The sequence below is a fragment of the Paenibacillus planticolens genome (assembly GCF_013141725.1).
In the GTDB taxonomy this organism is placed as follows: domain Bacteria; phylum Bacillota; class Bacilli; order Paenibacillales; family NBRC-103111; genus Paenibacillus_E; species Paenibacillus_E planticolens.
Genome location: NZ_WHNZ01000017.1, coordinates 264,900 through 285,957, shown reverse-complemented (window position 1 = coordinate 285,957; position 21,058 = coordinate 264,900). Strand labels below are relative to the sequence as shown.

Below are 21,058 nucleotides of genomic sequence, written 5' to 3'. Positions count from 1 at the left end.
TTTTTTTGATGCGTAGATAAGGAAGTATAAGTTTTATACTTTTGCTTCGCATCTACCTTGACAAACGCGCTCGTCCTCAAAGGACGACGAAGTCGTTTATCCTTGGCCCTGTTATTTGCTGGCTTCCGCTTGCTTCAGTTGGCTCACCTCCATATAGGTGGTCAAAGCGCTCAGCAGCAGGCAGGCGGAGAACAGAAGTGCGCAGACGGTCCCGATTCCGGCTTGGTACTTACTGAACAGAAGTCCGACGAACAAGCAAAGGGCTGCTAAGGAAATGAGCACATTTCCGCCCCACAGCCATTGCTTGTACGAGAAACGCTCACTCAGGCGGCCGATCTTCTGCGACGGATTTACGGCGGGAGGCTGTCCACCGGAAGCGAGATTGCTCGTTGACGGATGTTTTTTCTTTTGCCGCATAGCAACCAGGGTGAGAATGACCATGACCAAAGGTTGATAGGCAAGGACAATGACAGGCATGCTGAAATTGGAGAACGTTAGCAGCTCGGTTGTATTTTTGAAAGACATATGCGTCGTGATCACCATGAACAGTGCAACGGGCTTGTTGATTGTTGGATAGTTTCGCTTGTTCAGAATAGAAGAAATACCGAGAAGAAGCGCCATATAGATCGCGATGACCTTACAAGCAACGGTCGGAAACCAGATCATCAGGATGATGAGATCTACGCGATCGAGAAAGTCGGTGATATGAATCGTTTGGACCAAGTTGTAGAGGGGGTATAGGAAATTACCCGGCATCTTGGGTCCGAGAACGGCCAGGATCAAGAAGACCGACAAGGTGAGCAGAAAAATGCCAAGCAGTGATCCATGACGGATGGAAGAACGGACTTGGTCGGCATTAGACATCATATGAAGAAAGCCGCCGAGAATGAAGATGTCTCCAGCGTTGCCGATCGTGAGCAGGGAACTGGCGGTTACATGCTGCAGCGGCATGGTCATCGCAGGCGTAACAAGTTGTAAATGAATCTCGTTAGACAGGAGGAGCGGCATAATCAGTACGGTTATTACAAAGAGCGGGTAGAATAAATCATTTACCCGGGCGATGACTTCCACGCTGCTTTTACCAAAATAAATGAGCAGAAGGCAGGGCAGCAAAATGAGTATTTCAAGCGGCGTATTATGGAGCAGCAGCGTCGTACTGAACCTTGCAACGGACGAAGTGTCACGCATGACGATTTGCCAGAAATGAAACAGCATGATCAGATTGACGATCGTTCCGCAGGCGCTGCCCAGCACCTCCTTGGAAATTTCGAAAATATTTTTTTGAGGATAAACTCTTGTAATGTAACCGAAGAAGCTCGCGACCCCAAAGACATAGAAAGCAGATGGCAAGTAACTGTACCAAGCATCCATCTGGGAGATGCGGATCAGGACATTTTGTAAACTAAGAATCCCTCCGCTCGTGATGACGGAGGAAGCTAACCAGGAGAGCTGCCGCTGATTGATCACTTGTTTGTTATCGATGGTGATTACCGCCTTTTTCCCTTAAATCCGTAGTCCTTAGGTGCCAATGATTTGAGCAAACCAAGGTGAAACCGTATGAATGAAGAATCGCGAAGCCATGGGAATGTTCCAATGCATGTACTTGCTGAAGAAGAGACCTAGCGCGAGAAACGTGAAAATACCGTAAGTGATCTTGATCGATCCTTTCTCTTGCCTGAGCATCCTTTGATCGATGAGCAGCGAGCCTGCCATGGTAACCAGAAAACATATCATGAAGATGCCATCCATGGTTCACATCCCCTCGTTGATAACATTTTTGTTGATCAGACCGGTTTCCTGAATGGAGGCATTGACATGAATACGGAATTCAGCTTTTTTGAAGGTATCTTTCCAGTTCTCTTCAATGCTTTCGTACCACTCGTTTGGATAGCTCCGCCAAACGATTAAACCGAGCTGGGCGGAATCGGTTCCTTCTTTTTGCATTTGCTTAATGGTCGATTGGATGGACTTGCTGATTTGCTCCGATAACTTCCGTTCAACTTTCCGCATCACTTCGGCTTTGTTTAGATCAAGGTTCGATAAATCCTCACGAACGGCGCCGGACGCCTCAATGATTACGTCGAAAATAACTTTGTCTTCCTGAAGCTGCGGTTTGATTTTTGTTTGCCCTTTGGTCACAAGGATGGACATCTCTTTGCCATCTGTCGGAAAAGTGAACATATGTTCCTTGACTTGATTTCTGAGCCACAAGAGCCCCTCTGATTCTTGCTTCTCGTAAATCCCAACCAGACGGTCGCCTTTAAATTGTCCGTAGCCAATCATCTGGATTTCATGCGATGGCTTATTGGAGCCTTGAGATTCTTTAGGCACCAAAAATGTCAAGATCGGATCGCTGTTGAAGCTCAAGATGATGCCAATATCCTTCGTAGAAGTACCTATGGACTGCCGGGAATTCGTCAGCTCGCGAATGACTTCAGCCGGGAACCGTTCGAATTTGGGCTCGGTGTTCATCAAGTCAGAGCCCTTGCCTTTGGTTACGACCAGAAAGGAGGTCATACGGCTCTCTGGCGATCGGGGGACGCTGTCAAACATCACGCCGATGCCTTGCTTGGCAAGCTTCTCCCCGATGACAATGGTTCTCCGGTGCGAGAGAAACAAGCGGCGCGACATGCGCATCTGCAGTTTGTTGGTCGCTTCCCGCACGGTGTTCCCCACCTCGGAGTCGATGTAATAGCTTTTGCCGCCGGCCGTGCCGCCGCCGCCGCCGCTTGCTCCTCCCATAGAGCCGGGGAGAGGCAGCAAATAGGATACGCGGTATTTGCCGTCATCCTCCAGATCGACGGAGGAGGTAAGGACGAACGCGATATCGTTGGTTTCGGTGCGGTCCCAGCAGCCGGTCAGGCAAACGAAGGCGGGAATCAGCAGGGCAAGCAGGCCAAGCCGCTTAGGATGAGCCATTCTCATTTCCCTCCTCGCTGGAATGATGCGCATGTGGAATGGAGCTTCCATCTAAGCCTCCGTCCTGCATGATTTGCTGGGATAACTTATCGTCCATGCGCTGTGCATCTTGAACAGGCAAAAATTCCGGACGCTTCTCGAGCTGCCACCAGGGGGCGCGAATGAAGACATCCTTGACATCGCCGGAAGATAAAGGGCCAAGCGGCGACAAGTACGGAACCCCGAAGGAGCGCAGATTCGCCATATGCCCAATCAGAATCATTAACGAGAAGAAGATGCCATAGAAGCCAAAGAGCGCCCCAGCGATAAGGAAGGGGAAACGCAGCATGCGGATGGCGATCGCGCCGTTAAAGCGCGGGATTGTGAAGGAGGCGATCCCGGTAATCGAAACAACGATAACCATTGGCGCTGAAACGATACCGGCTTGCACGGCCGCCTGTCCTACGACTAGCGCCCCTAAGATGGAAACCGCGGAGCCAACTGCTTTGGGCAAGCGGATGCCGGCTTCCCGCAGCGCCTCGAATGTAATCTCCATGATGAACGCTTCAACCACAGCGGGAAACGGAATGGCTTCTCTGGAAGCTGCAACGCTTAGCATCAGTGTGGTCGGTAGTAGTTCTTGATGGAACGTCGTAATGGCAACGTACAAAGCAGGTGTTGTCAGCGATAAAAAACCGAATATGTAACGAAGCATCCGCAAGAAAGAACCGATTTGGAACCGCTCGTAGTAGTCTTCACCCGTTTGCATCGTTTGGATAAAAACGAAGGGAACGATGAGCGCAAATGGCGTGCCATCCGTGAGGATGGTCACCCTTCCCTGCATCAGCGCCCCGGCAACGACGTCAGGCCGCTCCGTATACTGCATCTGCGGAAAGGGGGAATACGCATTGTCCTGAATCAGTTCTTCAATCATGCCGGACTCCAGGATCGCATCGATCTTGATGAGTTCAAGCCGCTTGATCACCTCCTCGACGAGCGAGGGCATGGCGAGGTCGTCCATATAGCAGACGACGATATTGGTGTTGCTCTCTTTGCCGATGCACATGGACTTCATTTTGAGCCTCGGTGTTTTGAGCTTGCGGCGGATCATCGAGGTGTTCGTGCGAATGCTCTCCACGAACCCCTCTTTCGGTCCGCGCACGACGGTTTCCGTCTCCGGCTCCGCAACGGAGCGCTTCTCTGTTCCGCGTATGCCGAGCAGGATCGCTTTCGCGTTGCCTTCTACGAGCAGGGCGGCATCCCCGCCCAGCACGGAAACGAGCAAGTCTCCGTAATTGCTGGAGATCTGTGTTTGGGACACGGGCAGAATCGCTCCTGCGATCCGCTCGATGGACGTTTCGCCGCCGCCCAGCAGCATCAACGATTTCATCGTGTCATTCAGCAGCTGGGTGTTTGTAAGTCCATCCACGAAAAGCAGCAGAGCGGGAATGTTCGGCTCAATTTCAAATTCACGGACAACCACATCGGAGCAATCCTGGAAGATCGCTTTGATGAAACCGTGATTATCTTCCAAGAGAAGCGAAAGCTCCGTTTTCTTCAGCTCTTCGATGAATTGATAGTCCAGTGAATCTTGAAGTTCCATTTGTTCGCCGCTGGTATCGCCGCCTTGCTTGTGTGATGTGCGTTTACGCAGGATACTTTTCATCAATGGATTGGATGTTTTGACCATGCAAATGGCACCTCCTGCCGGCAGCGGAATGAAGATTGTAGGAATGCGTTTATTATTCTCTGCGAAATGAAGGATTTTATTACGAAAGTTGGAAAAATTTATTAGGGCTGATCTTTGAAGGCGGGTGAGTATAGCGGAGAAATCCTTGGCAAAAGCTAATGTGACAAGGAAATCGAAGCATATTCAGGAACTTGGTTGGAAGAGGGGATGGGGCTTATGATTTGGGTTGTGGGTATATTGCTTCTATTCATCTTTCAGACGGCCACCATTCTCATCGGTGAGTACAAGCGGCCCGCCAAGACAGTAGCTTGGCTGCTCGTTTTGTTTATTTTTCCAATTATCGGCTTTATCATGTACTACTTTTTAGCAAAGGAATACTCCCAGCGTAGAATTGTACAACGCAGAGGACGCCGCAAAAGTGCGGAAATCAGACATCAATGGTTGGACTTGGAAATCCAAAGCCAAGAGAGAAACGAGCAGAAATACCCGCTTTACGAAGATTCACGGCTTTGTGGGATGCTGCACAACATCCCTGGTTCGGCCATTTCGCCGAATAATCGGGTCGAGGTGTTAAAAAATGCGAATGTCACCTATGAGGAGATGCTGAAGGCGATTGAAATGGCAAAGAAGCATATCCATTTTGAATTTTATACGATTCGGCATGATGCAACAGGAATGAGATTTCAAGAGGCTCTCATTCGCAAGGCGAAGGAAGGGGTTCAGGTGCGGGTCATTTATGACGGGGTCGGCTCGTATTCGCTTTCGAAAGAGTATATAAACCGATTCAAACAAGCCGGGATCGAGATACACCCTTTTCTGAGACCTCTGATCGCGTTTTTCGATAAACGAATGAATTACCGCAATCACCGTAAAATCATAGTCGTTGACGGGCTAGTTGGCTTTGTCGGCGGCATTAATATCGGGGATGAATACTTAGGGGGGGACGCTAAGCTTGGTTTCTGGCGGGACACGCATCTTAAGCTGTATGGCGACTCGGTGTATTATTTGCAGCAAACATTTATGACTGATTGGTTGTTCGTAAGCGGCGAGCGTTTGGCTGGCGATTCGTTGTACCCCGAGCATCATGAGCCGAGAGCTTCCTTGGTGCAGGTCATTTCCAGCGGTCCGGACGCCTATTGGGATGCGATTCAGGAGATGTTCTTCGCGGGCATTGTCGCAGCCAAGAAGCGGATATACATGACGACGCCCTACTTTATTCCGGATGCCAGCATTACCATGGCGCTCAAAACGGCCGTCATCAGCGGCATCGATGTCCGCATCATCCTTCCATACAAAGCGGACTCCCGCATTGTGCAGTATGCTTCCCGCTCCTACTTGCTGGAGCTTATGGAGGCGGGGGTTCAGTTCTATTTGTACCGCAAGGGGTTCATGCATGCCAAAGTCATGATCATCGATCAGATCATGGCTACGGTAGGCACGGCCAATGTGGATATGCGCAGTTTCTTCAGCAACTTTGAATTGAATGCGGTTATGTTTAACCGGGACGTGATTGATCGCCTGGAGGCGGACTTTCTGATGGATTTAAAAGAAAGCGATGAGCTGAAATTGCCGGAATTCGAGCAGCGATCGCGGATAGAGAAGATGAAGGAAGTGATTGCGAGGCTGCTCTCTCCTCTATTCTAGTCAGTAGTTCCTTATGGAACCACTAATGATTTAGGCGGGCTAGAATAGTGTCCAAATTTTGATGGGGAACCCCTTCGATCAGGTCGCCGTACTTCCGTAACCGATCAAGGACGGTATGTAAATTGAACTCACGGGGACTAGGGCGCAGCTCAACCTCTTTCCATAACAGGGGAGTGGAGACAGAGGCGTCTTTTTTGGCGCGTGGCGTATATGGTGCGGACAGCGTTTTCCCGTACCAGTGCTGGAGGTAGTCGATATAGATTTTATCTCCGCGGTTTTTCTTGAATCGTTCGATAGTAAACAGGTTGGGGTAAATTTTGACGACATAGGACGCGATGAAATAGCCGATTTTCCGCAGCTGTTCGAACGTATAGCCGGGCTGGATCGGAATGTAAATTTGCACGCCGGTGGCGCCGGAAGTTTTGGCAATGGATTGTATGTGGAGGGAGTCCAGCACTTCCCCGATAATATGAGCGGCTTCCATAATGCGCGGCTCTTCTTCCAAAGTAGGATCGATATCGATGACCCACTCCGCGGGCAGCTTATCGCCAATCCGGTGAAAAGAGGGATGGAATTCCAGACAAGCCAGGTTCCCCAGCCAAAGCAAGGTAGGCAAGGAGTCTAGATTGATATAGTTAATGCCATCGAGCGGAGCCAGTTTTACGAAGTCAGGCACCGGATCGGGGGCGTTTTTTTGGTAGAAAGACTTGTGATCGTAGCCATTAGGAAAACGGATGGTCGTTAAGTGCCGATTGCGGCAATAACGCAGCAGATAAGGAGACAGCTCGGACAATTTGGAAATGTAATCCGCTTTCGTAATGCCTGCTTCAGGCCAGAGAAGCTTATTGGGGTTGGTGATTGTCAGCTCATGCCCTTCCACGAGCAGTGTTCCTTTGGTTGTAACGGCCATGGGATGCTCCTCCTGTACATAGTTGTAGTCTGATTATTCCCTTTCGGACGGCTTCTCAAACTGCAGGTAGGGGAACTACGGGACCCTATTTTCGCTTGAAATCGCCTTTTTCTTGACAAGACAGGGCGAATTTCAGATGATTGCGTCATATGCAGGGCATGCCATAGTGGGAATTTTTGCAAGAAGGAGAATGAAAAAATGACGATGGCGATATTGATTTTCATTGCTGCAGGGCTTGCTGAAATTGGCGGGGGTTATTTAGTTTGGTTGTGGCTGCGTGAATCGAAGCCTCTCTGGTATGGGGTTATAGGGAGTGTGATTCTCATTGCGTATGGGATCATCCCAACCTTGCAGAGCTTCCCCTCCTTCGGGAGGGTGTACGCAGCCTATGGAGGCGTATTTGTTATACTTGCGGTACTCTGGGGATGGGTGATCGATAAAAAAACGCCGGACCTCTATGACTGGACCGGAGCCATTGTCTGCGTCATAGGTGTGTCCATTATGTTATGGGCTCCAAGAAGTTAAAGGGCAGATCATAGGTTTCTTAGGCAATAACTCTCAACCATAGATACAGACCGAGTAGTGTGATGAACAAGGTGGGAAGCGTAAGAACAATACCGATTTTAAAATAAGTCCCCCAAGTGATGGTTACGCCTTTTTTGGAAAGAACATGCAGCCACAGCAGTGTCGCCAGCGACCCGATCGGAGTCATTTTCGGACCTAAATCAGAGCCGATCACATTGGCATATATGAGTGCTTCCCGCACAATGCCTTCAGTGCCAGTGCCTTGGATAGCCAGCGCACCGATCATGACCGTCGGCAAATTGTTCATCACCGAGGAGAGGATAGCGGCAAGGAAGCCCATTCCCATAGAGGCGGCCAAGAGCCCCTTCCCCGAAACAACTTCAAGCAGCTCCCCCAGCGCGTCGGTTAAGCCGGCGTTTTTCAAACCGTATACGACAACGTACATGCCAATTGAAAAAATAACGATTGCCCACGGGGCATCTTTGACGATCTGCTTTGTTTGAATAGCCGTGCTGGTGCGAGCGAGCAGAATGAACATAAGCGCAGCCGCTCCGACAATGAACGAAACGGGGACTTTGATGAATCCGCTGGCTAAGTAGGCCGCTAACAAGACACCTAGAATGACCCATGATAATCGGAAAAGCCGAAGATCCTTAATGGCGTGGGATGGATTTTTGAGATGAGTCCTATCGTATTCCGCCGGAATGTCTTTCCTGAAATAAAGATACAGCACAAGCAGGCTTGCCCCGAGTGAAAATAAGCTGGTGACGAACATGCGGCTGGCATAGGTCGTAAAATCAATGCTGAAAAAATCGGCGGAAACGATATTCACCAAGTTGCTGACAACGAAGGGTATGGAGGTCGTATCCGCGATAAAGCCGCTTGCCATAATGAAGGGGAGAATCATTTTATCCGGAAATTTCAAAGCCCTGACCATAGCCAAAACAATTGGTGTCAAGATGAGCGCTGCGCCGTCATTTGCAAAGAAAGCCGAAACGGCTGCGCCGAGCAGGATGACGTAGATGAACATAAGTTTGCCATTCCCTTTGGCCATACGCGCCATATGCAGGGCTGCCCATTCGAAGAACCCGATATGATCAAGGATTAATGAGATCAAAATAATGCCGGCAAACGCGAGTGTCGCGTTCCAAACTATCCCTGTCACAGTTGCGACATCCTGCAGGGAAACAACTTGAAAGAGCAGTGCAAGCACAGCGCCCGCCGAAGCGGACCAGCCAATGTTAAGTCCCTTAGGCTGCCAAATCACAAAAGTAATCGTAAGTAAAAAAATAAGGACAGCTAAATATATCATGTGTTCCTCCTGAAGCGGATTTCTTCAACATTTTCATAGTTCCAATTGCATTTGTCAATGATTAAATCAGCTCATGTGAAAAAAGGTGACAGACCGTACCTTTGTGTCGAACGAGTATGTTAAAATGATGTATCTTATTTCCAAGGAGAAGCGTATGTCAAAAGAACGATTACCGAAAGCGGTCTACGAGCAGTTGGCGATGTTTCGCTATCAAATTCGCAAGTTTATTCATTTCAGTGAGTCTGCCGCACGAGCGCACGGGCTCACGCCGCAGTACCATCAGCTCATGCTGGCGATCATGGGGTTTCCGGGACGGGATTACGCTACGCCGAAGGAGCTTGCCGAACGCTTGCAAGTTACGCCGCACGCCTGTGTAGAGTTGATTAACCGCTGCGAGCAGCTTGAATTGGTGTATCGGGTGCCGAATCCCGATGACGGTCGGAGCATTTTTATTCGACTGTCCGAGTCCGGCATGCGCATCTTGGAGGATCTGTCGGAGATTCATATGAATGAGCTTAAAAATATTGGGCTTTTGGAATTTCCTGATGAGGATGATTTATGTGTAACATAATATAACATAGAAAAGATGATTTTAATTGGAGAAGAAAAAAATACTCATTAAATGTTATATTAGTTAACATTAATACTTGATTTTCATCGCAGTACGATATATATTTTGATGTAAAGAGGTATAACTACGTTCGAATCATGTCACTTTTTTTACAAAATTAGAAAAAATCAAATCGTGCAAGCTGCACGTTAGCGCTGGTGAACCAATATGACAACAACCAAAGTAAAAAGCGTCTGTCCCTATTGCGGAGTTGGCTGCGGAATCGTACTTGAGGTATCTGGAAACCGAGTGCTCAAGGTGACGGGGGATAAAGAGCATCCGACCAATTTTGGAAGATTGTGCACCAAAGGCAGTACCTGTGCTCAAGCTATCGCAGAGTCCGGACGCATGGAATTCGCTTATAAGCGCTTGTCGCGCAAGAAAGAACCAATCGCAATCGGTATGGCTGATGCGATCAGCACGACGGCGAGAGAATTGCGCGCGATTCTCGACAAGCACGGCCCGGACGCCCTGTCTTTCTATGTGTCGGGTCAAATGTCGCTGGAAGCTCAGTACTTGATCAACAAGCTGGCCAAAGGCTACGTGCGAACGAACAACATAGAATCCAATTCACGCTTGTGCATGGCTAGCGCAGGCAGCGGCTACAAGCTGTCGCTCGGGGCAGATGGTCCGCCGGGCTCGTATCAGGATATGGACAGCACTGATTTGTTTTTCGTGATTGGCGCCAATATGGCAGACTGCCATCCCATTCTCTATCTGCGCATGATGGATCGGGTGAAACAGGGAGCGAAGCTGATCGTGGTAGATCCCCGCCGCCATACAGGGGCAGAGAAGGCAGACCTTTTTATGCAGATTAAACCGGGGACGGATCTTGCGCTTTTGAACGGAATTTTGCACTTGCTGGTCAAAAACGGCCACACCGACTCGGCTTTTATTGAGGAGTTTACGTCCGGTTGGGAAAGCATGCCGTCATTTCTGGAGAACTATCCGCCTGACCAAGTTGCTGAAATAACGGGCATCCCCGAAGCGGATATCCGCCAAGCGGCATCATGGATCGGCGAATCGCCGGAATGGATGACGTGCTGGACGATGGGGCTGAATCAGAGTACCCACGGCACATGGCACACCAACGCCATCTGCAACCTGCATCTGGCAACAGGCAAAATATGCCGGACCGGAAGCGGTCCCTTCTCCCTCACGGGTCAACCCAACGCAATGGGAGGGCGGGAGATGGGGTATATGGGTCCTGGCTTGCCCGGACAGCGATCGGTGCTGGTTCAAGCCGACCGGGATTTCATGGAGGATATGTGGAGCATTCCGCGCGGCACGTTGAAGACGGAGGCGGGTTCGGGCACCGTGTCGATGTTCGAGAGTATGATGGCCGGGGATATCAAAGCCTGCTGGATTATTTGCACGAATCCGGTAGCAACTGTGCCTAACCGGAAGAATGTGATTGCCGGCTTGGAGGCCGCCGAGCTGGTCATCGCGCAGGATGCATTCTTCGAGACGGAGACGAATCGATATGCGGACATCCTGCTGCCGGGCGCCCTATGGGCGGAGGGCGAAGGCGTAATGATCAACTCCGAGCGGAATTTGACGCTGATGGAGAAGGCGGTGGAGCCGCCAGGCGAAAGCTTGCCGGATTGGCAAATCATCGCCCGGGTTGCGTGCGAGATGGGATATGCCGCAGGATTCACTTACGCATCATCCGCTGAGGTGTATCAGGAAATCCAGCGGGCTTGGAATCCCAAGACCGGATACGACATCCGTGGGGCCTCCTATGAACGGCTGCGCGAAACGCCTGTGCAGTGGCCGGCTGCCCCGGGAAGCGGGAACGATCGCAATCCGATCCGGTATTTGAACGATGGGATTAGCCAACAGCGGAAGGAACTTCCGGACGGCAGTCATCCGCGCATCGTTTTCGCTACGGAGAACGGCAAAGGAGTTTTTCTTGCTCGTCCGTATGTGCCGCCGGCGGAAATGCCGGATGCTGACTTTCCTTTTGTACTGAATACAGGACGCTTGCAGCATCAATGGCACACCATGACGAAGACGGGAAAGATTGCCAAGCTTAACAAACTGAACCCCGGTCCATTCATTGAAATTCACCCTGAGGATGCAGAGGCGCTCGGCATTAAGGATCAAGATCGTATCGAAATTAGCTCGCGCCGCGGGCTTGCGATACTCCCAGCCGTTGTTACCGATCGCGTAAGGCCGGGGAATTGCTTCGCTCCCTTTCATTGGAATGATGTGTTCGGCGAGAAACTTGCCGTCAATGAGGTGACGAGCGATGCGGTTGATAGCATTTCGTTTCAGCCGGAATTAAAGTTCTGCGCGGTATCATTGACGAAACAGAAGGAGGAAGTGAAGATGGCTACGATGGCACCTGTCGACACGCTGGCTGCGATGCTCGGCGTTCAATCCTCTCCCATGATGACGCTGGATAGTCATGAGAAGCTGTACCTTTCTGGATTTTTGACCAGTTTGCGAGCGGATGAATCGCGTCCGGTGCCCGGTATTCCGGTTCTGCCTCCTACGGCGCCCTTGGAACCGTCCAAGCGATATTGGCTGGATGGCTTGCTGGCCGGTATGTTTTCCCGTACGTATCTTCCTGAAGCGGCCGCCGAGCCGGTACAAGTGTTGGTACAAATGCCCGCACAAGTACCGGTGGAAATTCCGCAAGAGGTGAAGGCAGCCCCGTCAACGTCTTCTGAACAAATGGCTGTCACGATTCTATGGGCTTCGCAAACGGGAAATGCAGAAGGCGCCGCGATCCAATGCGCGCAGAAATTGCAAGAGGCCGGCTATAACGTTCGTCTCTTGAATATGAAAGACTGCGCGCCGGCTGATTTGATCTCTGAACGATACGTCTTGTTTCTGGTCAGCACGTTCGGCGCCGGCGATCCGCCGGATAACGGCGCAAGCTTCTGGCAGTCGCTGCAGGGAGAAAGCATGCCGCGGATGTCTGAGCTGCGTTACGCCGTGCTGGCCTTCGGAGATTCCAACTATGATCTGTTTTGCGGTTTCGGGCGCAAACTGGATGAGCGCTTGGAACAGCTCGGTGCTAAGCGCTTGAACGGGCGTGTAGATTGTGACACGGATTATGAGGAGCAGTCGGCGGCTTGGATGAATGCTGTTGTGAAGAAGCTAAGAGAGCCGATTCCCATGGAGAATCATACAACCTATGACCGGAATCATCCATTAGCGGCGCGGCTTGTTAAGAACCGGCTTTTGAACGGTGAAGGTTCTGAGAAAGAAACACGTCATTACGTGTTTGACCTTACGGCTAGCGGGCTTCGTTATGAGGCGGGAGACGCACTTGGCGTATGGCCGGTCAATGATCCGAAGATCGTCTCCGATATTTTGGAGACCGTCAAGCTGGACCCGTTCACGCAAGTAGCTCTCAAAGATAAAGGACAAATGACGATAGCCGAGGCGCTGCAGCGGCATTGCGAAATTTCCCGGGTTACACCGGGGCTGCTGGCATTTGTTCAGGAGCGTGCAGAAAGCGCGATGCTCGGAAATCTGATCAAGAACAAGCCGGATTTGAAAAAGTGGCTCTGGGGACGTCAGTTGGTTGACGTGTTACAAGCTTTTCCGCTGTGTGTATCCGTCACGGCAGAGGAGCTGCTGCAAGTGCTGAAACCGCTGCAGCCAAGATTGTATTCCATTTCGTCCAGTCCCCTGGCGAACCCTGGCGAGGTCCATATAACGGTGTCAACCGTTCGATACGAAACGGAGGGGAAACCGCGGACCGGCGTCTGTTCCGGTTTTCTGGCAGATCGCGTCCATGGTCTTGATGAGGTTAGACTCTTTATCCAAAAGTCTCAGCACTTCAGGCCTCCGGCCAATCCGGATGCAGGGATGATTATGATCGGACCGGGTACAGGAATCGGGCCGTTCCGGGGCTTTCTTCAAGAGCGTCAAGCTATGGGAGCGAAAGGGAAGAACTGGCTCATTTTCGGCGAGCAGCGAGCGGCGTGCGATTTCTACTTTAAGGAGGAGCTCGAGACCATGCTGCAGGAAGGTGGTCTGCACCGCCTGGACACTGCTTTTTCCCGCGATCAGGCGGAGAAAATCTATGTCCAGCATCGCATGCTGGAGCATGGGGCAGAGCTGTGGGGATGGTTGAAGGACGGCGCTCACTTCTATATCTGCGGAGATGCCGGCACCATGGCCAAAGAGGTCGATGCCACGCTAAAGCAAATCATTCAGCAGCATAGCGGCATGAGCGCAAGTGAAACGGAGAGCTATGTGAAAGAGATGTCGCGCACCAAACGGTATGCGAAAGACGTCTACTAAGTCTCAAATAAGATGCGCCCCGTCTGGGATAGATCATATCCTTGGATGGGGCGGAGTTCGTTATGGAAGGCTTCGGAGCGCAGGACGTCGATGACGCCTTGCAACCATTCCTGATTCTCCGGTTTCTTCAACATGACGAGATCGACACGCTCCTGAATGAGCGGAATGAAGTCAACGCCTCCGACCATATGGGCGGCTTTCTCAATGCCTACACCGAAATCTCCTTCCCCGGTGGCTACTTTGCCCGCAACGCCCATGTGGTTCGATTCCTCCCGCTCATAACCGATCATATCCCGATAGGAAATGCCGTGCAGCCGGAGTTGTTCATCGAGCAAAACGCGTGCGCCTGAGCCTTTTTCGCGGTTAATCAGCCGAAGACCTTTCTGCTGCAGGTCGGCCCAAGCATGGAGTTTCTTGGGGTTTCCTTGTTGAACATAGAGACCTGCTGTTCTGGAGAGGAGATTGATCACAACATAGGAAGAGCCGATCAGTATTTTACGAACGTAAGGAATATTGTATTCTCCCGTGTCGCCGTCTAGGAGATGTGTGCTTACGATATCGGTTTCGCCTTTATACATGGCGATTAGGCTGTCCAGGCTCCCTACGTAAGAGCGGAGAGGTCTGCTACTAGGAACTTTTCGCTCGATATGTTTGGCCAAAATGTCCAAGCCGATATCCTGCCCCGTGATGACAAGAGCGTGTTTAGGGGAAGGGGCAGCAACCTGCGACGGAGTTGAAGGCGCTAGTTCCGCACTGTCCGTTCTGTCCGGTCTAGGCGTACTCACTCTGCCGCTTTTGGCACGAGTTTTATAAGCCTCCAGGTCCGAGGCGTCTACGCGCATTTGTTTGCCTACCCGATAGGCGGGCAAATCCCCTTTTTTAATAAGATCGTAGACCGTTAGTTTGGAGATTTTTAAAAGCTTCGCTATGTCTTCGGTGGTATAGGAGATATCGGCTGTCATGGTCATCCTCCGTAGCCTGTCTGGTTAAATTCGTTATCCTCTATCATAAGCGGATCGATTAGGTATGACAATCTCTAATAAAGATGGCGCGCTTACTGCGTCTTCGGCGGCAGGAATCCAAGCGCCCGGAGCGGGCCGTGATACATAATATCCGACATATACTTAGCCAGCTCGGCCGGGGTTTGCTTTCGTCCGCTGCGGATCCATTCCAGGATGAAGCCGAAATGGGCGGAAGCCACATAGCCGATCAGAATGTCCGCCGGCACGAGCATATCGTTCTGGGGCTGGGCGGCGATCAGTTTGCGGTACATGTGGGTATGAATCGTTTCCTTCATTAAGCTTGAGAAGGACAGATCTCCATTCTGGCCGAGCATAACCTCGAAGAAATCCGCCTGCGAATCGAAATATTCGTACACGCGAATAAGCCCGTCATACACTTTGCCCTCGGAGGCTTGGTTAAACATGTCCTTGGGCTCTAAATGCGCAACGATGCGCAGCAGCCCTTCTTGGACTTCCGCTTTGATGTGATCGCGCAAATCGAGTACATCTCTATAGTGCAAATAGAACGTTCCGCGATTGATATCCGCTTTGCGCGTCAGGTCGCTGACCGTGATGCTCTCGATGGCTTTTTCCCTAATCAGCGCGACCAAGGCGTCCCGAAGGGCCTGTTTCGTCTTCGCTTTCCTTCTGTCTATTTTCTCCGTCATAGCCTGCAACACATCCCTGAACGATTTATTTTCCCGATAATCGACACTGTCTTCCGCAGCTGTTGATTACACGACATTTCATTGGCATATTGCGTATTGAACGTTTCTTAAACCTGATTATAATCAACAATGTGGTCATTATTCAACAAGATGTTGATTATAAAGTAGGAGGTTATGCATATGTCTTTTATTAAAATGAAGACGGCGCGTATTGGTTTTGTGGCGGTTTTCGTTGTTATCATGATTTTTGGACTCGCGATGATGGGTTCGGTGCTCAGCGCCAAGCCGAAAAATGTACCGGTAGCCCTAGTCGTCCTCGATCAACCGGTTAAGCTGCCGGATGGCAGCGCGTTAGCGGTCGGCGAGATGGTGAAAGAAAAACTGAAAGGCATTGCCGAACTGCCTGTCCAATGGGTGGAGGTCGGCTCGGAAGCGGAGCTTGCAACGCAATTGGACGAGCAGAAGGTGTACGGCGCGCTGGTGCTTCCCGCAGATTTGAGCTCGGGCATTGCGTCGCTGCAGTCGCCGGCTCCGAAACCCGCGGCCGTTCGCATTGTGCTGAACGAAGGCACGAACGCCCAAGCCGTGGCGGCTGTCCGGACGATTCTGCAGCAAACAGTGAACACGCTCGGTTCGCAGCTGGCGGGACAGTTGCTTGGCCAAATTGGACAGCATGCGCAGCAGATCCCGGTGTCCGCAGCAAGCGCGCTCCTGCATCCGTTCCAAGTGTCGGAACAAATCGTCCATCCTGCGGGCTCGAATAATGCCAGCGGCGGCGCGCCGAACATGCTTGTGCAAATACTGTGGCTTGCTTGTATGGTAAGCTCCGCAGTCATGTTCTTAACCGCTCAGCAGCATGGCAAAAACAAACGCAGTCTTAAAGGTACTGTCGCTTCACAGCTTGCGGTAGGCTTGCTGCTCGTTACGGCCGCCTCTGCGTTCCTTCTGTGGATGGCGCACTCGTGGTACGGTATGGAGTTTACGCATCTTGGGCAAACCTGGTTGTACCTCTGGCTTATGGCGGCGGCGTTCTTCCTCGTGCAGACGACGCTGCTGAACTGGATCGGGCTCCCGTCGATGATTGTGCTTGTGCTCATCTTCTTCTTCTCGATGCCGGTTATCGGCATGCCGCGGGAATTCATGCCCCAAGTAACAGTCGATTGGCTGTACTCGTGGACGCCTTTCCGCTACGCGGCAGCCGGTCTTCGCAGCATCATGTACTTTGGCGGCGAAGGCTCTCTGAGCCAAAGCCTATATGTGCTTGCCGGCATGGCAGTCACGGGCCTGATCTTGATCGTGCTATCCGTGTTCAAGCCTCGCAAAGCGGCTGAACCGTCGGTATCTGCCTAAACGGGGCAATGTTTTTCGCCGTCAGCTTCAGCTTCGATGAAGCCGCGGCGAAACAGTCTCAATGCCTGCCCCAGAGGTTGGAAGGGGAACTACAGGGCGCTATTTTGCCCAAAACAGCTCTTTGAGCAAAGGGATGGGAACTACAGTCCGCTAATTCGCCATACTGGACATATATTTGGACAACAGTGGTGGAATAAAGCCCTGTAGTTCCCTCCCAACTCCCGGATGTCCACTTTTCGTCTATATAAGGGAATGAAGTTCTCTTAAATCGGTTTTTCTTTATCAGGGATGGCAATAATGAAGATTACCGAACAAACAAGTGGGGGCATGTATGGAACTAAGTCCTGTGATTCCTTTCGAACCGATAAGTACAAACACGCTGCCGGCATCTGGGGATTGGGTGGCGCAAATCAAATGGGACGGCGTAAGAATGCTGACCTATTTTGACGGCAAAGAAGTTCGTCTCATCAACCGAAGATTGAACGATCGAACGATCCAGTACCCGGAGATTGCAGACATTGCCTCCTACTGCAAAGCCAAATCCGTCATTTTAGACGGGGAAATCATTGCCCTCAAAGACGGGAAGCCGTCCTTTCATGAAATTATGCGCAGAGACGGTGTAAGAAACTCCAAAAACATTCCGCTGCTCATCAAAGCTGTCCCTGTCGTTTATATGATTTTTGATATCCTATTCCTTGACGGAGAATGGCTTGTCGATAAACCGCTGCAAGAGAGACAGCAGCTTTTGTCTAGAGTGGTTTCTACGAGCGAAACGATTCAGCTGGTTGCCAACCATGCAGACCCTGATTCCCTATATGCCGTAATGGAGCAGCATGACATGGAAGGCATTGTGATCAAAGATTTACACAGCAAATATCAACTAAACGGCAAAGATAAGCGCTGGATGAAAAAGAAAATTATTCATGATCTGATCGCTGTCGTAGGCGGAGTAACGAAGAGAGGCAATCTGGTAAACGCCATTCTGCTTGGTCTCTATGACGATTCCGGGGAGCTTTGGTATATTGGTCACGCGGGGACGGGGAAATTAACGCAGAACGATTGGAGATCTTTAACCGAAGCAACCAATGCCATGGTTTTGGAGAAAAAGCCGTTCAGGAATACCCCTGAAAGGTCCAAAGAAGCCATCTGGATCCAGCCCCTCATTACCGTAAAAATCAACTACATGGCATGGACGCGGGACAGAAATTTACGCCAGCCGAGTATTCAATCCGTAGTCTCCGTCTCACCGCAGGAGTGCAATTTCAGCCAACTTTAGCTGCTAGCTTTAAAATACAAAAGCGCTCATCCTTCAACACAAGGATCAGCGCTTATTTGTTTTACGTAACGGGTTCCTTCGTTTTTTTGGCACGGGGTTTCGCTTTCGGCTTCTTTTCCTCCGTAACGGTAGTATCCGGCGCTAGCGTCACTTTGCCGTCATCCGGTGACTTCGTAGCATCGAGACTCGCTTGCAGCGCTGCCATAAGGTCGATGACGCTCGTTTTTTGCAGGGCAGGCGCAGCTTGCACTTCTTCTCCGGCAATTTTGTGCTCGATAGCTTCTAACAATCGTCCGCGATACTCGTCTTTATACTTTTCAGGTTCAAAGGGAGAAGATAGCTGGCTAATCAGCATTTTCGCCATATCCAGTTCACGCTCGTTTACGTTCACTTTCTCGGGGAGGTTAGGAACTTGTGAGATGGGCCTGATTTCGTCAGGGTAGAAAATGGTCTCGAGCGCCAGACAGTTCTCAATGACACGAATAGCGGCCAAGGAGCTCTTGGAACGGATCGAGACTTTGGCGATACCGATTTTACCGGTTTGGCGCATGGAGTCAAGCAGCAAATTATACGCTCCGGCACCCGTATCTCCCGGCCCTAAATAGTACGTCTTTTGAAAATACACCGGATCGATATCCGTCAAGTTGACGAAATCCAGAATCTTGATCTCTTTATTCGCTTCACCTGAAATCGTCTCTAACTCTTCCTTTTCAAAAAGAACGAAACGTCCCGGCTCGTATTCATAGCCTTTCGTAATTTCATCCCACTCTACTTCCTTCTCGCAAGTCTGGCATTTGCGCACATAGGCTAGTGGGGTAATGCAAGTTTTATGTATGTATCGCATAGAGATATCTTTATCTTCCGTAGCTGAAAACATTTTCACAGGCACATGAACAAGTCCGAAAGAGATCGCGCCTTTCCAAACCGTATGCATCGATGGATTCCTCCCCAAATGAGCTTCATTGTACTAGTATTCTCTTGTTATCCTTCCTTTATACGGCAACGATTTAAGAGAATGGTTTGCCTCCGGAGTGGGTACGTTATAGGTGCAAGTTTAGTGCTTTTAGTGCTATAAGGTTTGTCAAAGGCAAAGCTAATGCTAAGGAGGAATTCACGGATGGCGCAAGATTCAAATGCATCCCAAGATACGAACGATCAGGGACAAGAAGATCATTTTATGGATATTGACCGGATGATTAATGAAGGCTTGGGAGGCGGCAACGTCACCATGCATAACGGATTAATCGAATCCACATCGACGGATACGATGGATCATCCGGAATCTGTATTGGATGAGCCATGAACCTTCATCGCGCTCAGGAAATTTTAGCCGCTGACCACAAAATTACCGTTGAACTGAACGGCGTTCCGGTCTGGATCGACAGTGTGGATTCCAGCAAAGCGCTGGTCAAGGTTCATGCCGAAGAAAACCCGGCCGATTCTAGGTTAGTGACCGTTCAAGAACTGGAAGAAGTCAACTGACGGAAATTGGCCAGCCTGCTCCGATGCGAATCGGGACGGGCTTTTTTTCATTTCAGGTTGCTGTGCCTATTGGCGAAGACTATAATAAGAGCAGCACGCGCAATCGGAAGAAAGGGATGAGATCACTGACTCAGTCCACATTTACGTACTACTCCCAGCATGAGGAAGATACCGATAAGTTGGGAAAATTGTTGGCTGCCTTCTTACAGCCTGGGGCCGTTCTGACGTTGGATGGCGATTTGGGAGCCGGCAAAACGAGATTTTCGCAAGGCTTCGCAAGGGCGATAGGCATTCAGGAAAATGTCAATTCCCCTACGTTTACCATAATTAAAGAATATGAGGGAGCGAAGCTTCCTTTCAACCATATGGATATGTACCGCATTTCCCAAGAGGAGGCGGACGAGCTGGGGCTTGAGGATTACTTCTACGGGGCCGGCGTGACATTGGTCGAATGGTCCAGCCTAATTGAAGACCTTCTGCCGCAGGAGCGGCTTGCAATCACAATTGCCCTTCAGGGGGATCAAACCAGAGTATTTCACCTGACTCCGCATGGAGATCCGTATGTGAGTTGGTGTGAACAGATGAAGGAGAACGGACATTTACAATGACAGAACGGACAAAATTTACTGGACGATGCTTAGCCATCGATACCTCATCCTCAGCCATGACAGTTGCCATCCTGGAGAACGGAGTGCTGCTGGGCGAGGTGAGCTCACACGCTGAACGGAATCACTCCATCGGGCTGCTGCCCCACATTCAAGATCTGCTTGCTTCATTGAAACTTAAACCCAAAGACCTGCAGTCCGTCGCTGCGGGCCAAGGCCCCGGATCCTATACGGGGGTTCGTATTGCTGTGTCCGTAGCCAAAACATTTGCCTGGTCGCTAGGCCTGGACTTGATTGGGGTTTCCAGCTTAGAGGCGATGGCGCTCGGCGGAGCGATGAAAGGGCAGGGTGAGCGCGATAACGGACTCACGTGGGTGGTTCCGCTTTTGGACGGAAGACGCAAACAAGCTTTCACCGCCGTATACGCCTACTCAGGCTTCTCCCCGATGACAGCGGAGGGCGCGCTTGCCGCAGATTGGCGTGAAGTGCTGCCGGACGGCATTCGTGTCATTGGGCCATGGCTGGCGGAATTGCTTGTACATGCAGCGAATGCAGGGCCTGAACAAAAGCCCAAGGAGATCCTCTTCGTAGGCGAAACAGAGGGCTTCAACGACGAGCTTGCGCAATTTGCCCAGGATTGGCAGGGAAGCTTTGGGGTGCTTTCCTACGGTATTGAAGCCCAGTATATCGGTCAGCTCGCTTATCCGCGATTGGCTAGAGGCGAGAAGGCGGATGTACATACGTTTGTGCCAAACTACACGAGACTGCCGGAAGCTGAAGCCAATTTGCTGGCCGGGGTCCAGGTGAAGAAGGGGGGAATTTGA

Annotated in this window: 19 protein-coding genes; 10 read left to right on the top strand and 9 right to left on the bottom strand. The window is 50.8% G+C overall.

Features of this window, described 5'->3' with window-relative positions:
- Positions 1–111: 111 nt before the first annotated feature.
- From GC097_RS09990 to GC097_RS09975, 4 genes are read right to left on the bottom strand one after another with little or no spacing between them, the layout of a single operon-like run.
- A complete protein-coding gene (locus tag GC097_RS09990; protein WP_171683169.1) occupies positions 112–1,467 on the bottom strand; it encodes a GerAB/ArcD/ProY family transporter in 1,356 nt (451 codons plus the stop codon).
- Positions 1,468–1,518: 51 nt separating this feature from the next.
- A complete protein-coding gene (locus tag GC097_RS09985; protein WP_171683168.1) occupies positions 1,519–1,749 on the bottom strand; it encodes a hypothetical protein in 231 nt (76 codons plus the stop codon).
- Between the two features lie 3 nt (positions 1,750–1,752).
- The gene (locus GC097_RS09980) at positions 1,753–2,919 is read right to left on the bottom strand and encodes a Ger(x)C family spore germination protein (RefSeq protein WP_171683167.1); all 1,167 of its coding nucleotides are present in this window, start codon (positions 2,917–2,919) and stop codon (positions 1,753–1,755) included.
- Positions 2,906–4,501 (bottom strand): spore germination protein, encoded by a 1,596-nt coding sequence (locus GC097_RS09975; RefSeq protein ID WP_246294121.1) that lies wholly within the window; start codon positions 4,499–4,501, stop codon positions 2,906–2,908. The genes GC097_RS09980 and GC097_RS09975 overlap by 14 nt, the downstream gene beginning before the upstream one ends.
- A gap of 303 nt (positions 4,502–4,804) precedes the next feature.
- Here GC097_RS09975 and cls point away from each other — a divergent pair, with 303 nt between their 5' ends.
- Positions 4,805–6,232 (top strand): cardiolipin synthase, encoded by a 1,428-nt coding sequence (cls, locus tag GC097_RS09970; protein ID WP_171683166.1) that lies wholly within the window; start codon positions 4,805–4,807, stop codon positions 6,230–6,232.
- Positions 6,233–6,254: 22 nt separating this feature from the next.
- Here cls and ligD read toward each other — a convergent pair whose 3' ends face one another.
- Complete coding sequence (gene ligD / locus GC097_RS09965) at positions 6,255–7,142, bottom strand: non-homologous end-joining DNA ligase (protein WP_171683165.1); 888 nt, start codon at positions 7,140–7,142, stop codon at positions 6,255–6,257.
- 198 nt (positions 7,143–7,340) lie between these two features.
- Between ligD and GC097_RS09960 the strand changes: the two genes are divergently transcribed.
- Positions 7,341–7,667: a YnfA family protein gene (locus GC097_RS09960; protein ID WP_171683164.1), complete on the top strand. Its 327-nt coding sequence runs from the start codon at positions 7,341–7,343 to the stop codon at positions 7,665–7,667.
- A 19-nt stretch (positions 7,668–7,686) separates the two neighbouring features.
- Here GC097_RS09960 and GC097_RS09955 read toward each other — a convergent pair whose 3' ends face one another.
- Positions 7,687–8,979 carry an arsenic transporter gene (locus GC097_RS09955; RefSeq protein ID WP_216625712.1) on the bottom strand — a complete coding sequence of 431 codons (1,293 nt, stop codon included), beginning with the start codon at positions 8,977–8,979 and terminating at the stop codon, positions 7,687–7,689.
- 154 nt (positions 8,980–9,133) lie between these two features.
- Here GC097_RS09955 and GC097_RS09950 point away from each other — a divergent pair, with 154 nt between their 5' ends.
- Both GC097_RS09950 and GC097_RS09945 read left to right on the top strand, forming a co-directional pair.
- The gene (locus tag GC097_RS09950; RefSeq protein WP_171683163.1) at positions 9,134–9,550 is read left to right on the top strand and encodes a MarR family winged helix-turn-helix transcriptional regulator; all 417 of its coding nucleotides are present in this window, start codon (positions 9,134–9,136) and stop codon (positions 9,548–9,550) included.
- A 207-nt stretch (positions 9,551–9,757) separates the two neighbouring features.
- On the top strand, positions 9,758–13,852 hold the full coding sequence (locus GC097_RS09945; protein ID WP_171683162.1) for a bifunctional nitrate reductase/sulfite reductase flavoprotein subunit alpha: 4,095 nt from the start codon (positions 9,758–9,760) through the stop codon (positions 13,850–13,852).
- Here GC097_RS09945 and GC097_RS09940 read toward each other — a convergent pair.
- Positions 13,849–14,814 (bottom strand): substrate-binding domain-containing protein, encoded by a 966-nt coding sequence (locus GC097_RS09940; RefSeq protein WP_171683161.1) that lies wholly within the window; start codon positions 14,812–14,814, stop codon positions 13,849–13,851. The two genes, GC097_RS09945 and GC097_RS09940, sit on opposite strands and share 4 nt — an antisense overlap.
- 92 nt (positions 14,815–14,906) lie before the next feature.
- The gene (locus tag GC097_RS09935) at positions 14,907–15,521 is read right to left on the bottom strand and encodes a TetR/AcrR family transcriptional regulator (RefSeq protein WP_171683160.1); all 615 of its coding nucleotides are present in this window, start codon (positions 15,519–15,521) and stop codon (positions 14,907–14,909) included.
- A gap of 180 nt (positions 15,522–15,701) precedes the next feature.
- On the opposite strand from GC097_RS09935, the gene GC097_RS09930 reads away from it, so the two are divergent.
- Positions 15,702–16,871 carry a YhgE/Pip domain-containing protein gene (locus GC097_RS09930; protein WP_171683159.1) on the top strand — a complete coding sequence of 390 codons (1,170 nt, stop codon included), beginning with the start codon at positions 15,702–15,704 and terminating at the stop codon, positions 16,869–16,871.
- 331 nt (positions 16,872–17,202) lie between these two features.
- Positions 17,203–18,147: an ATP-dependent DNA ligase gene (locus tag GC097_RS09925; protein WP_171683158.1), complete on the top strand. Its 945-nt coding sequence runs from the start codon at positions 17,203–17,205 to the stop codon at positions 18,145–18,147.
- A 61-nt stretch (positions 18,148–18,208) separates the two neighbouring features.
- Here the strand turns inward: GC097_RS09925 and ku are convergent, their stop codons facing one another.
- Positions 18,209–19,081, bottom strand: coding sequence for a non-homologous end joining protein Ku (gene ku / locus GC097_RS09920; protein WP_171683157.1), 873 nt, complete (start codon positions 19,079–19,081; stop codon positions 18,209–18,211).
- A 183-nt stretch (positions 19,082–19,264) separates the two neighbouring features.
- On the opposite strand from ku, the gene GC097_RS09915 reads away from it, so the two are divergent.
- The 4 genes from GC097_RS09915 to tsaB all read left to right on the top strand — a co-directional run bounded on the left by GC097_RS09915 (position 19,265) and on the right by tsaB (position 21,058).
- Complete coding sequence (locus tag GC097_RS09915) at positions 19,265–19,450, top strand: hypothetical protein (RefSeq protein ID WP_171683156.1); 186 nt, start codon at positions 19,265–19,267, stop codon at positions 19,448–19,450.
- Entirely contained in the window at positions 19,447–19,629 is a 183-nt protein-coding gene (locus GC097_RS09910; protein ID WP_171683155.1) for an H-type small acid-soluble spore protein, read from the top strand. The genes GC097_RS09915 and GC097_RS09910 overlap by 4 nt, the downstream gene beginning before the upstream one ends.
- 116 nt (positions 19,630–19,745) lie before the next feature.
- Positions 19,746–20,237: a tRNA (adenosine(37)-N6)-threonylcarbamoyltransferase complex ATPase subunit type 1 TsaE gene (gene tsaE / locus GC097_RS09905; RefSeq protein ID WP_171683272.1), complete on the top strand. Its 492-nt coding sequence runs from the start codon at positions 19,746–19,748 to the stop codon at positions 20,235–20,237.
- Positions 20,234–21,058, top strand: coding sequence for a tRNA (adenosine(37)-N6)-threonylcarbamoyltransferase complex dimerization subunit type 1 TsaB (gene tsaB, locus GC097_RS09900; protein ID WP_171683154.1), 825 nt, complete (start codon positions 20,234–20,236; stop codon positions 21,056–21,058). The genes tsaE and tsaB overlap by 4 nt, the downstream gene beginning before the upstream one ends.

Coding starts and splice junctions, on each gene's coding strand:
- GC097_RS09985 (WP_171683168.1), bottom strand. CDS start 1,749: ATGGATGGCATCTTCATGATATGTTTTCTGGTTACCATGGCAGGCTCG.
- GC097_RS09980 (WP_171683167.1), bottom strand. CDS start 2,919: ATGGCTCATCCTAAGCGGCTTGGCCTGCTTGCCCTGCTGATTCCCGCC.
- GC097_RS09975 (WP_246294121.1), bottom strand. CDS start 4,501: ATGGAACTTCAAGATTCACTGGACTATCAATTCATCGAAGAGCTGAAG.
- cls (WP_171683166.1), top strand. CDS start 4,805: ATGATTTGGGTTGTGGGTATATTGCTTCTATTCATCTTTCAGACGGCC.
- ligD (WP_171683165.1), bottom strand. CDS start 7,142: ATGGCCGTTACAACCAAAGGAACACTGCTCGTGGAAGGGCATGAGCTG.
- GC097_RS09960 (WP_171683164.1), top strand. CDS start 7,341: ATGACGATGGCGATATTGATTTTCATTGCTGCAGGGCTTGCTGAAATT.
- GC097_RS09955 (WP_216625712.1), bottom strand. CDS start 8,979: ATGATATATTTAGCTGTCCTTATTTTTTTACTTACGATTACTTTTGTG.
- GC097_RS09950 (WP_171683163.1), top strand. CDS start 9,134: ATGTCAAAAGAACGATTACCGAAAGCGGTCTACGAGCAGTTGGCGATG.
- GC097_RS09945 (WP_171683162.1), top strand. CDS start 9,758: ATGACAACAACCAAAGTAAAAAGCGTCTGTCCCTATTGCGGAGTTGGC.
- GC097_RS09940 (WP_171683161.1), bottom strand. CDS start 14,814: ATGACAGCCGATATCTCCTATACCACCGAAGACATAGCGAAGCTTTTA.
- GC097_RS09935 (WP_171683160.1), bottom strand. CDS start 15,521: ATGACGGAGAAAATAGACAGAAGGAAAGCGAAGACGAAACAGGCCCTT.
- GC097_RS09930 (WP_171683159.1), top strand. CDS start 15,702: ATGTCTTTTATTAAAATGAAGACGGCGCGTATTGGTTTTGTGGCGGTT.
- GC097_RS09925 (WP_171683158.1), top strand. CDS start 17,203: ATGGAACTAAGTCCTGTGATTCCTTTCGAACCGATAAGTACAAACACG.
- ku (WP_171683157.1), bottom strand. CDS start 19,081: ATGCATACGGTTTGGAAAGGCGCGATCTCTTTCGGACTTGTTCATGTG.
- GC097_RS09915 (WP_171683156.1), top strand. CDS start 19,265: ATGGCGCAAGATTCAAATGCATCCCAAGATACGAACGATCAGGGACAA.
- GC097_RS09910 (WP_171683155.1), top strand. CDS start 19,447: ATGAACCTTCATCGCGCTCAGGAAATTTTAGCCGCTGACCACAAAATT.
- tsaE (WP_171683272.1), top strand. CDS start 19,746: ATGAGATCACTGACTCAGTCCACATTTACGTACTACTCCCAGCATGAG.
- tsaB (WP_171683154.1), top strand. CDS start 20,234: ATGACAGAACGGACAAAATTTACTGGACGATGCTTAGCCATCGATACC.